Raw genomic sequence first — 11,358 nt, 5'->3', positions numbered from 1 at the left:
CGAAAGCCGCACCGAAAATCAGGATCACCAACGGGATCGTCTCCATGACTGAGTTTAGGCCCGGAACAGCCCATATGCCTTACGCGTTTCCAGAGGTGGCTACCACGTGGTTGCCGGCATTCCGAGCGGGGAGTACCTGCTTCGGAGGTCTGGTCGGTGAAGGGACCCTGTTCTTCTTTTGACCTGAGACGTACTCTTAGCGAAATCCCAAGGCCGGGCGGCCGGTTGTTGGGGAAACGGGAAAGGGCGAATGCACGAGATGGTACTGAAGGACGAGTGGGACCGACTTGATTCACAGACGCGCCAGTGGCTTTTAGATAATCCGGGATGTGTGACTGTGCCGCGCACTGTGGCCGCCATGATTAAGCAGAATTCCGCGGGGCACGTCGAAGTTGACGGACACGGACAGATGCTGCTTTCCCGTGAGGATCAGGATTTTATCCGCGAGAAAGGAACGGGCGTGGGCGCTTAGAAGCCCGCCTAGCCTCGGGCGTACCCAATCTCCTTGTCTCGCAACTAATGATGGCTATCGATGGTCCCAAGCCTGCTGGACAAGGACGCTGTGACCGAAAACGTCCGGTCGACGAGGAAGTCCGCAAGGAAAACATCGACACAGATGGAACCGGCGGCACGCGCCACTAAAGCGGAGGTCTATGTGATGGGCCCGGGTCAGTACTCGGGCCCATTGACATGTTCCGGTCTTACGGCCCCGTTCCCCAGGTTATGACCGAGACCGGGACCGCCCCGGGGAGGCAGGGGTGGGGTCAGGTCCGGGAGTCGTTTACCAGCAGCCAGGTGATTGCCTCCGTGCCGGAGGTGATGAGCGTGTGGGGCAGGGGAGTTTTTGTACGGTCAGGGACCAGTTCGCGAGCATCCGGTCAACGGGGCTGCTGCCGAGCAGCGCGATGCGGGAGGCCGCGGAGCGGATGGTGAATACGGAGCGTGCTTGGCGGTGGATGGGCACAGCAAAGAGGTCCGTCTCCGGGAAGGAGACAGACCTCTGTAAACGCGCTGGGCGTTTTAGGCGTTACCGCCTGGTGTGCAGAGGAGGAAACACCATGGGACTAGGCGACAAGATTGAGAACGCTGCCGAGAAGGCTGGCGGCAAGGGCAAGGAAGCTGCCGGGAAGGCCACGGGCGATGAAAGCCTGCGCGCTGAAGGCAAGACTGACCAGGCCAAGAGCGATCTGAAGCAGGCCGGCGAGAAGGTCAAGGACGCTTTCAAAAAGGACTGACCCGAACGCAGACGAAGGGCGCACCCAGCGAACGGGGTGCGCCCTTCGTTGTGAACGGACGGCAATGGCTTACCGCGGACCGGGACTGGAAATAGATCAGGCACCTACCAGTGGGGGCTGCCACCGGCCGTAAGCAAGTACCGACTATTCGTTCCCCGGGCGAACGGGGTCTTAGGATTCCCCTGAGGCGCCGGCTTGCCTGATGTACTCTTCCACTGCGGTCTCAGGAATGCTGTAGGAGTTACTAGAGAGGCTAATGCGTGGGCCCGGAACAGCCGATAGGCGGTCTTCATGGACACGCGCAGGATGGTGCCACCTCCGCAATGGTAGGTAACGGCTAGGCAGAGCTGCAAGGGACATGCGCTTCGGCCTCTCGTCCGGTCGAATCTGGTTTGCCGGAGGCAAGCTTGGTGCGGACACGGCTGCTAGTCCGGCCGCCTAAGTTGTCGACAGTCATAAAAGAAAATTTGGTCTTCGGCCCGCACCCCAACGAACGTGGCCGTTCTTGACGGTCACTCCAGATCGTCTCGCAACCCATGTGTTTCGAGACAGAAAAGTTTCCAGACACCCCTAAAGTGGTCGCTTCTGGCTCTCTCGGGTCACCAATGGTCCTGAATAGTTGTGAGTGCGTCATCGCCGTGCCGTTGCAACGGCACGGAGCGACGGTCCTCCTGCCGCCTCCCCAGCACGTGCTCCTACATCCGGCCCGCGGCAAGATCCGGGTCAGCATCAAAATCCGTGCCGCCGGTCTCCTGCACAGCTAACCAGGGCACGGGCTCTTCCCCGACCGCCTGCAAGGAGCGCCACACGACAACACCGGTCCCGGCCATGGCCAACAGCGCCCCGATCCACCACCACTTCATGGACCCCGTCCGTCCAGCCTCAACCGGTTCCACGACCTCCGCCGCAGCTTTCGGCCCCACCCGCCTCAAACGTTCCTGGACCCGCGGAGTGAGTGTATCCACCCCGCCGGCCAGGTCGTCAGCGAGGTGGCGCAAAACCGTCTGGAGGCGAGGGGATGCAGTCTCAATGCCGGTATCCAGCCCGGCCACCGCTCTTTGCAGTGCAGCCTGCACCCCAGGGGTGGCCCATTCCCTGCCCTTGGCCAAATGGGCCATGACGTTTTCGGAAGGACGGTGGACCTGCTCGGTTTCAGTCATGGGTTCTGCCGTGCGCATGCGGTGCCTCCTGTGTGCAGTGGATGCCCATAGCCTACGGCCCGCAGCACCCCAAAAACAGGTCGCATCGATACCGTTCCAGTTCCTTGTTATTGAAGCGCTGGTCCCGTAGTGACAACAGGCAGGCAGGCCGCCAACCAATCTGGCCAGCAGGACATGAGTGCCCCAAAAATTTCACGCAGCGCCACACGTTCCCTGATCCATGCCCACCCTCAGGCCGGTGCCTTCGCTGGGTTCGCCAGAGACTATTTCACGCAAATCATCAGCCAGCACCCCACCCGCGCTCTTCGCCCACGTTTGAACGCTCATCACAGCACGAACTTCAGCTGCTTGTGGGGCCGGAAGCTAAGCGTCGAAGTGCGTCCGGACACTCGGGTCGGTGGTCAGTGATGTGACTACCGACGCTGCGATATCCCGCAGCTTTACGTTGCGCGAACTGGAAGCAATTTTCAGGATCTTCGTCGCAGCTTCCTGGCTGCACCGGTTTTGCGCCATGATGGCGCCGGCTGCCAGATCGATGACGGTGCGCGACTCCAGCGCAGCTGTGAGATTGGTCTTGGCCTCGGCCAGCTGGCTGATCCGCACCGCCAGCCGGAGGGCCTTGGACGCGTGATAGGCATAGGATTCGACGTTTCCGATATCCTCGCCGGTGAATCCGTGGGAGCGGGTGGAATACATGTTCAGGCCCGCTTCGGCTTCCCCTTCCAGGACCAGAGGTACGGACAGGCTGGAACCTACTCCCTCAACCCGCGCGGCCGCGGTGTAGTCAGGCCAGCGGCGTTCACTGACCAGGTCCGGCACATGTATGACAGCCTCCTCACGGATGGCGGTCAGGCATGGCCCGTCGCCGGCACGGTATTGGGTTTCGTCCAGCCGGAGTGCGCCCTTTTCGCTGCTGGCTACCGTCACTGGCTTCTTTCGGCGCATCAAGGTGATGCTGCAGAAGACCAAAGCAGGGTCAGAAAGTGTCAGCGCCGTAAAGTCAGCGAGTTCGTCCAGCATCACCTTCACGTCCTGGGTCTTCAGGACGAGGTCCTGCAGATGATCGATGACGAGCTCCGGCGGCAGTTGGTGTGACTCCCTGGCCATGATGGGCCTCATTCCTCTTATGCCCAAACAACAACCCCTTGGCAGGGGGCACCAGAGGACTGCGAAGCCGCACACGCGGCACTCCCCTGAGTATGCCCGCCCACACCACTAATAGATAGCAACCCGCGGATCTGCTCTGGCCCGCGAAGCGCGCCGAAGATGGTCAACCGGCTGTCAGAGCAAATCGTGGCGGCCCTGGATGAACGGCACGTCGTGGCTATTAGAACCAAGGCCGCTGGATTCGTACTGCCGGAGCCGGCGGCCAGGCTGGCCGGGACCCCGAGGCAAAGGCAAAAGTCATGATCCGGGTCAAGGCCTTTGTCGAGGCTAACCCTCTTTACTCCTTCCTGACATCCATGCCGGCGGTGGAAGTCAGGACAGCCGAACGGAACCCCCACCGACGTCGTCGGCAAGACGGGTCCTCACTCCGCGGGCGACCACGCCTCGCGCAGGGACGGAGCCTGCAGGCGCGCTGCACCTCAGGGCTGCGAGGCTACGGACTTGCGGGCGGACGGCCTCCCCCGGATCAACTGAGGCTCCCTATTCGCATCCCGGACCGGTCGGATCCGGAAGGGTCCTGCGATGAAAAGAGAGGTCCGTCCCTGCCTCAAGCGCTAATATTGCCCGCCAGCTCTTCCGCAGCCTCAACCGCATCATGGCCTGACCAGCCCAAGCCGGACCAGTCGCCGCCGACACCACCTTGACACGGAGTACAGAAGGGTCAGCGGTCGGGTGGTTGCGGAAGTGGCGAACCTATTGTCGCCCAACATCGAGAATCCTCCAGCCTTCAGCGGGCGTGTAGATCGCGAGGACAGGACCCTCGCCAAAAGCCGGATTTGATCCCGGGATATGCCGCAGGACAGCAGAGGTGCAATGCAAACCCAGCAGAGCATCCTTCGCCTCTGATAGAGCGTCGGCAAACTTCACGCAATAGATAACGGAATGGCCAACAGCCTGGTCCGTCACGTATTCCACGAAGTACGGCATGCGCGGTAGCATGACACGCTCATCAGCTCCGGCACAGGGCCCTAAGTCACATCGTTCCCACTCGAAAGCAGAGCGATGACAGCTCTCACCAGGCTTACAACCGAAGTCGTGATGCACCCCTAATCAAAACGGGAATTTAAAGCATACGGAGCACCCTCGTAGACAAGACAGGTCATGACGGGCAGGAGCTCTGCGACGGACCGGCATCACCAAACAGCCAGCGCGCCACCGGACGCCCCGCAGGAGTGCGAGCCCTGCGAGCATGCCGTCCCCTCGCGCGGTTCGGCCACCAGTAAGCAGCGCCCGGGTGACCACTCCAGGACCCGCGGCACCTTTCGGAATTGGTGTTGTCGGCTGCCGCCGATGTCATTTTGAGGGTTTGGATTTTAGGATGAGTGCGGGAGTGCTCCTTGGCCCGGGATGGGTCAAGGAGCACTGCATTGGGAAAATGTCTGCATGGGTCAACCGGGAGCGTTGATTTCCTCCGCAGCCAACTGCAGAAGCTTCCGCTCAAGTTGCGGCAGGGACATCAGCCCATTCACGTGTGCTTCGACTTCACCCTGGGTGGCCATTCCCCCGATGCTGTAATAATGCAACCACAACTCTCCGACTCTGATGTGAGAGCGACTCAAAACAGTGTTCAGAACCTGAATGTCTTGTTGTTCTTCAAAATCCAGGGCCATCGGCGCTACTCCCCGCGATGCACGTATCGAACAGGGGCTCCTTGCTGAACCGGTGGCAGCCGAACCGCGGGCAGCGTCTGGCAAACATTTTACGCCGGTGACGATAGCCCCAACTGCCAGCTCCGGTCGCCCAACAACGATCTGACTCGGAACGTAAAGCAGGGGCCCGCCACTGTAAACTGAGAGTTCCCTCCGTCATCGGCCACTCCCCCCAGTTGGCCGGTGACGGCGGGCCCTTAAGCCGACAGCGCGAACCTGTCGGCTGGGGTGCAGCGTCGCGCTACCGGGACTAGAAGGCGCACCGCGCCGAGCGCAGGGGGCGACGCGGGGCTTCATCGCACCGTGGATCATGGATCATGCTCATACACTAAGGGCAGGCGGACAACTCCGTTGCCGTGGGCAGATCCCCGGGCGGTGAGTTGACATCCAGCCAGCCCCTGGAGAGCCGGGTGGCCCCCTCCTGCTGTCAGTCAGAGAGTAGGAGCGAATCATTGCTGCAGCGGATATGGAGATTTCCGCGGCAAAGGCGTGGAGTACGCCTTGCTGGCGGCGAAGTGGGCATTGGGCGGAGACCGTTCATTGACCTTCCCGGCGTCCTAGACCAACCCTGCCGAGCGGCAGGGCGCGGGCGAGAAAAGACCATCACCGGATGCGAGAACCAGAAACAACGGCCCGGAACCTCGGACACCCGGCAGGGAGCCGCCTGGCGCGTACGGACTCTGCCCTTGTGGTTCCCCTATGGGCCGTGGATAACACCGGTACTTTCACTTTCTCAAGCGGAGCCAGCGCCGCACTGCTCGGTTACGAAACCTCCGAGCTGGTCGGCCAGCCGTTCAGCCTTGTTATAGATGGCGATGACTTGTTCAGTGCCCGCGAAGCAGTCGCCGAGGCAACGAACGACGCTCATGGCTGGACCGCTGCCACCGTCTCCTGCCGGCACCGCAACGGCTCCCCCGTCCCGATGGAAATGTCGGGCAAGTCCCACCCGTCGTTCGATGGGCGCGGCCTACGGTTTGAGGGCACCAGCCGGCTGCTGCCCACCCCCGACGCGGAGACACAAGAGGCACAGCGGATGAAGGAGTGGATCGGCCGCATCATCGACGGCGGGATGATCCTCACCGCGTTCCAGCCCATCCATGACCTCACCAGCGGGCACATGACCGGTGTCGAAGCGCTGGCACGTTTCCCCAGCGACGACGGCAGAAGCCCGGAGCACTGGTTCATTGAGGCGGTCTGTGTGGGCCTTGGTGGGGAACTTGAATTCGCCGCACGGGCCGCAGCCCTGGGCAAGAACGCCAGACTGCCCGGCCACCTGTACGTTTCTTTCAACGTCTCACCCGAGACGTGCTGGATCCCCGGCTGCCCGGCTTGCTGCGCCGCTCGGGTGTGGCCCTTGCGCGTGTGGTGCTGGAACTCACCGAACGGCTCGCCGTCAATGACTACGCGCTGCTCCTGGCGTCCTTGGAGCCCCTGCGCCGGGATGGTGTGCGGATAGCGGTCGACGATGCAGGATCGGGCTTCGCCTCGATGCGCCATATCCTGCAACTCCGGCCCGACATCATCAAGCTTGACCGGATCCTCATCGCCGGCATCGACCACGATCAGGGACAACGGGCTCTGGGTACAGCAATGACGAGTTTCGCCCAACAGACCGGCGCCCACATCGTAGCCGAAGGAATCGAAACCTTGGCCGAACTCCTCACGGTCACTCAGATCGGCATGACATCAGCCCAGGGATACTTCCTCGGGCGCCCCACGCTTCACCCGTCCGATTGGACCGACTGGCACAAAGAACCCGAATCCTGATCCCCTGACGGCCCGACAATGCCACTTCGCATTCCTGCCGGAAATGGCCCAGTCAATTCGCTATTTACAGCTCGCCTGCCTAAAGTTCTTATGGAAACCCGCCCCGTCCCCCATGGGCGTTTTTTTCGTATCGTCCCGCTTCGCCTGGCTCAGCCACCCAGTGTTGCGTCGATGGTTAGAATCCGATGCCCCGCATGGGCCGGCCACGATCAGTCCGAAACCTCCGCGCGGTGCCGCCTTCGAAAAAGCTATACGGGTGGAGCAATCCGGTTGCGGGAGAAAGTATGGTTACTGCATGAATCCACTGTCCGGGTCCCAAGAGGTTGCGCTCGTCGGCGGCAGATACCGGCTTTTGGAACAGATCGGGGCCGGTGCGGCAGCCACCGTGCACAGAGCCGCGGACGTTTTCCTGGATCGCGACGTGGCGGTAAAGATCATCCGGAATCCGGAGCGGGGGAGGAAAACGGGCGTGCCGGACCAGGATGAGGTGAAGGTTCTGGCACGGATGAACCATCACGGCCTCGTCAGTCTTCTTGACGCCGGTGTTGACCAGGCAGGCGGGGAAATGTCCCGCATCTACCTTGTCATGGAACTCATTGCGGGTCCGGATTTGAAACACAGACTGTCCAGGGGCCCGCTCACGCCCAGACACACGGCACAGATCGGCCAGGATCTGGCGGACGCCCTCGCCTACATCCACCGCAACGAAGTGATCCACCGGGACGTAAAACCGGGCAACATCATGATCTTTGATTACCACAAGGACGATGCGAGAATGCGGGCGAAACTTGCCGATTTCGGCATCGCTCTGATGACCGGCTCACCGGCCGGGGATAACGGTAACTTCCTGGGAACCGCCGCCTATCTCAGCCCGGAACAGGCCCGGGCCGAGCCGGCGGGCCCTGCCAGCGACGTATATTCGCTCGGACTCGTCCTCCTGGAGTGCCTCACCGGAGACGTCGCCTTTCCCGGTGAACCCATCCCGAGCGCCCTCGCCCGCCTCATCACTGACCCGCCCATCCCGGACAGCCTGGACCCAATGTGGAGGAGACTGCTCACGGCAATGACAGCAGCTGACCCCCTGGCCCGGCCCTCCCCCCGGGAAGTCAGCATGAGCCTCCACGAGCACGTCCTCGCCGGCCGGGGTCGGCGAAAAGTCGACCCCGACGTCATTCCCGTCAACGAAGCCGCCAGGATGGATGCCGTTCACCGCTACGGGATTCTCGATACTCCCCCAGACGGGGCATTCGACAGAATCACCGCCCTCGCAGCACGGCTTTTCTCCGTCCCGATCGCGATCGTGTCGGTAGTGGACCACGACCGTATCTGGTTCAAATCCCACCACGGAACACCAGTGGAACAAATCGACCGGGATCCTGGCCTCTGCGCATCGGCCATCCTCCAAGGCAACCCCTGGGTTGTGAAGGACGCCTCTGCGGACCCGCGGACACTTTCAAACCCCCTGGTCGCGGACGGGTTCGGCCTGCGCTTCTACGCCGGCGCCCCCCCTGCGCACACGAGACGGCTACAACCTCGGGACCTTGTGCATACTCGACTACAAACCCCGCACGCTGACCGACGAGGAAACCTTAACACTGCAGGACCTCGCCTCCGTCGTCATGAACGATCTCGAACTACGGCTCGACAGCCGCACCGCCGCCAACGGACCCTCATCCTGACCACAATCCAATACCGGCGCATGAAGAAAAGACCGCTGCCGTTTCAGTCCCGGAAGTTGCCAAGGTGTATCAGTGCCCGCGACCCTTAAGCAATCCATCCTTGCCCGGCCGGTGCCGGGCACCGGCCATCAGATCGCGGCGCTGCTGGGGTTCCTTGTCCTCTCCCACACCGTGTCATTCCTGGGCTCACTGGCGATCATCACAAACTCCGATCCGCTGGCCGCCAGCCGAGAGGCCTGCCTCGTACTCCGCCCCGTGCCAGGTTCGGACTGAAGTGGAACCAGCCCATAGAGCCTCTGACTTAGCCGATCGAAAAAGATCTTTGCCCCCCATATTGCTAAGTATACTTAGCATATCCAGGCGCTTTGGACACGGCATTCCGGTGTCATTGGGGAAGGCCTTCTGCAAAGAGCAAAGGGGAGATCAGGAGTAACAACCCGGAGTGGTTTCCCAGCATTCGGGAGGAAGCCCCGGAGCTGCAGGTCCAGCTGGAACTGCAGCTGCAGGCCCTGGAAATCAACGGCGAGAGTCCCTCTGCGATAGGGGATGACGAAGTGGGCGGGTACCTCGCGGTACGCCACCTCATCGACCTGGGACACAGCGGCATCGCCGTCGTCACCGGACCGAACTTCACCTCCACCGGAACAGCACATCTGGCAGGTGCCCGCGAAGCTCTGGGTGAAGCAGGTATCAAACCGCGGGAAGAGTGGCTGATCGCCGCCGGCTACGGCATCGAAAACTGCTACGCGGCCGGCGAAACCCTCCTCGCTGGGACACCACATCCGCGTCCCACAGCCATGTTCGCCGCGAACGACAACATCGCCATGGGTGTCTGGCAGCGGCTCACCGCAACGGGATCACCATTCCCGATGACCTCGCGCTGGTCGGATATAACGACACCCCCCTCTCTGCACTGTCCCCACCCCATTGAGCTCCGTGCGCGTCCCGCTGGACCAGATCGCTACCACCGCCATCGACCTCATCGTCAACCCAGGGGGAACCCCATATTCGGCGGTTTATGCCGACACTCATACCGCGCCAGTCCAGCGGGGCACGCAAGCACTTTGCCAGTTAGACCGGTGCGTAGACGAACACGGTCACACCCTCCCTTACCAGGCACCTAGAACTAGCTGTCGGACGGGCGACTCCTTCTCCTAATCTGACTCGGTGTCTCGAAACCTCTGTGTGTCGAAACCCTAGCGTTTCGAGGCAACCGGGCGGCAGGCGGGAGCTGGCCTGAGTGCCTCTTACACCAAGGTTTCCATGGCGTGTGCTCGTGCGTGAGCCAGACCATTGCGGGGTTCAGAGAGCGAATCAGTAGCTGACCCTGGGTGCGGGGGTGATCAAGTTCGTCGAACCAGACCGCCGTGTCACCCCCGACGGTGGTCGGGCCTCCTGCTCCGTCAACGACGACAACCTGTGCGCCTCGGCTGTGACCAGGTGCCGGAAGGAGCCGCGGCCCGGGAAGCAATTCGAGCTCACCCTCGACCGTGTTGTAGTGCATCCCTGGAAGGTCTACCCATTCGGGGATGGTGTAGTCGTCTCCCGGATTTCGCCGGAGGCCCGAACGGGCGCGGCATTGGTTCCGTCAGCCTCACCGACTCGATCGACACCGCCGCGGCTTCAAACGCTTCTTTAATGTGATGGCCACCCTTTGCACTCCACACCCTCCGCTCCTGGATGTTCGCCGGAGTGTGCGTCCTGGTCACTTCGATGACGCTCCTGTTGTTCGGTTGGTGCGGTGCGATGCTGAATACCCGGGCAGGACACATTTATCGTGCGCGCACCTAAACTGAATCATGGAGACGATTCCTGCGGTGATGCTGGTTTTGGCGGGGGCTTTCGCGTGGATCGGCTTGACGCTATTCGTACTCCGGAGGCTGCGGCGCCGCAGGAAGGGATCATCGGTGACGGCTTCGGCTCCGACTCCTGCCCCCATCAGCTATCGTCCCCACAGGCCCTGGCGCCGTGTCCTACTGATAACGGGTCAAGCCCCGACACGGTGGCGCCGCCTGGGACGCAGGAAGGTCCGCGGCTGACGGCGTTACCCCTGAGGCAGCTACTGAACGGCCCAGGAAAGCCGGGCAACCCAATAATTCGACAGGCATCACCCGTGATGAGGGCGATCAGTTCTTGGGAGCAGACATGGATACCGGGACGATTCTCGGGTTTATCTTCGGGTACGTTGCCGCGGTCGCCGGGGTTTTCCTCCTGTACCTACCGGACATCGTCCTTTTCGTTGCGCTGCTGATCGCAGGCGGTGTCCTGCAATTGCTGCTGCTGCCGTTCATCTTCCTGGTCCGAAGGCTTCGACGGCGGCCACAGCTGGACACGGATGCATCATGGCTCTTGGATCGGTCCAACCGCTAGCCGGATTGGGTCCTACCCCCGTCGGCGCGTGAACCAGCAACAGCCGTCGCCGATCAGGCCACGCTCCGTGAGCCGGTCCTAGCAACAGGCCAAGTGAGATCCATCAGGTCATGGGTAGCCTCCTCCACCGTCGGAGCCGTCAAAATTCATGGGCTCTCCGTGCGCCGACAAGATGCCGAACCCTTCCTCATGTCCCGAAGGCATAGCTGAGGCGCAGCGCAAGTTCAGTCGAACAACCCTACGTGTCAGGGTTGGGTGAGGCCAGTACCTCATAGCAACTTCGTCTAATTCGTAGGGCGAGAATCAGGATCATCACCAATGTCTGTCTCCA

At 61.8% G+C, this 11,358-nt stretch carries 10 protein-coding genes and 1 pseudogene; 8 read left to right on the top strand and 3 right to left on the bottom strand.

The window, feature by feature from the left end; all coding sequences use genetic code 11:
- Positions 1-250 precede the first annotated feature (250 nt).
- Together ABIB45_RS20180 and ABIB45_RS20175 are read left to right on the top strand one after the other, a co-directional pair.
- Complete coding sequence (locus ABIB45_RS20180) at positions 251-472, top strand: hypothetical protein (protein WP_354217633.1); 222 nt, start codon at positions 251-253, stop codon at positions 470-472.
- A 586-nt stretch (positions 473-1,058) separates the two neighbouring features.
- Complete coding sequence (locus ABIB45_RS20175; protein WP_354217632.1) at positions 1,059-1,235, top strand: CsbD family protein; 177 nt, start codon at positions 1,059-1,061, stop codon at positions 1,233-1,235.
- Between the two features lie 695 nt (positions 1,236-1,930).
- Here the strand turns inward: ABIB45_RS20175 and ABIB45_RS20170 are convergent.
- The 3 genes from ABIB45_RS20170 to ABIB45_RS20160 all read right to left on the bottom strand — a co-directional run bounded on the left by ABIB45_RS20170 (position 1,931) and on the right by ABIB45_RS20160 (position 5,172).
- The gene (locus ABIB45_RS20170) at positions 1,931-2,413 is read right to left on the bottom strand and encodes a hypothetical protein (RefSeq protein WP_354217631.1); all 483 of its coding nucleotides are present in this window, start codon (positions 2,411-2,413) and stop codon (positions 1,931-1,933) included.
- A 345-nt stretch (positions 2,414-2,758) separates the two neighbouring features.
- A complete protein-coding gene (locus tag ABIB45_RS20165) occupies positions 2,759-3,502 on the bottom strand; it encodes a GAF and ANTAR domain-containing protein (RefSeq protein WP_354217630.1) in 744 nt (247 codons plus the stop codon).
- Between the two features lie 1,448 nt (positions 3,503-4,950).
- On the bottom strand, positions 4,951-5,172 hold the full coding sequence (locus ABIB45_RS20160; protein WP_354217629.1) for a hypothetical protein: 222 nt from the start codon (positions 5,170-5,172) through the stop codon (positions 4,951-4,953).
- 649 nt (positions 5,173-5,821) lie between these two features.
- Between ABIB45_RS20160 and ABIB45_RS20155 the strand changes: the two genes are divergently transcribed.
- The 6 genes and pseudogenes from ABIB45_RS20155 (at position 5,822) to ABIB45_RS20130 (ending at position 11,027) form a co-directional block, all read left to right on the top strand.
- A complete protein-coding gene (locus ABIB45_RS20155) occupies positions 5,822-6,667 on the top strand; it encodes a PAS domain-containing protein (RefSeq protein ID WP_354217628.1) in 846 nt (281 codons plus the stop codon).
- Positions 6,559-6,978 carry an EAL domain-containing protein gene (locus tag ABIB45_RS20150; protein WP_354217627.1) on the top strand — a complete coding sequence of 140 codons (420 nt, stop codon included), beginning with the start codon at positions 6,559-6,561 and terminating at the stop codon, positions 6,976-6,978. Before ABIB45_RS20155 ends, ABIB45_RS20150 begins: the two co-directional genes overlap by 109 nt.
- A gap of 295 nt (positions 6,979-7,273) precedes the next feature.
- Positions 7,274-8,746 carry a protein kinase domain-containing protein gene (locus ABIB45_RS20145; RefSeq protein WP_354217626.1) on the top strand — a complete coding sequence of 491 codons (1,473 nt, stop codon included), beginning with the start codon at positions 7,274-7,276 and terminating at the stop codon, positions 8,744-8,746.
- Entirely contained in the window at positions 8,730-8,930 is a 201-nt protein-coding gene (locus ABIB45_RS20140) for a hypothetical protein (protein ID WP_354217625.1), read from the top strand. The genes ABIB45_RS20145 and ABIB45_RS20140 overlap by 17 nt, the downstream gene beginning before the upstream one ends.
- A 281-nt stretch (positions 8,931-9,211) precedes the next feature.
- Positions 9,212-9,588, top strand: a pseudogene (locus ABIB45_RS20135) (substrate-binding domain-containing protein).
- Positions 9,589-10,802: 1,214 nt separating this feature from the next.
- Positions 10,803-11,027 carry a hypothetical protein gene (locus tag ABIB45_RS20130; RefSeq protein WP_354217624.1) on the top strand — a complete coding sequence of 75 codons (225 nt, stop codon included), beginning with the start codon at positions 10,803-10,805 and terminating at the stop codon, positions 11,025-11,027.
- Positions 11,028-11,358 lie beyond the last annotated feature (331 nt).

The sequence above is a fragment of the Arthrobacter sp. UYCo732 genome, from assembly GCF_040547265.1.
In the GTDB taxonomy this organism is placed as follows: Bacteria; Actinomycetota; Actinomycetes; order Actinomycetales; family Micrococcaceae; genus Arthrobacter.
This window is presented reverse-complemented; position numbering and strand designations above follow the sequence as displayed.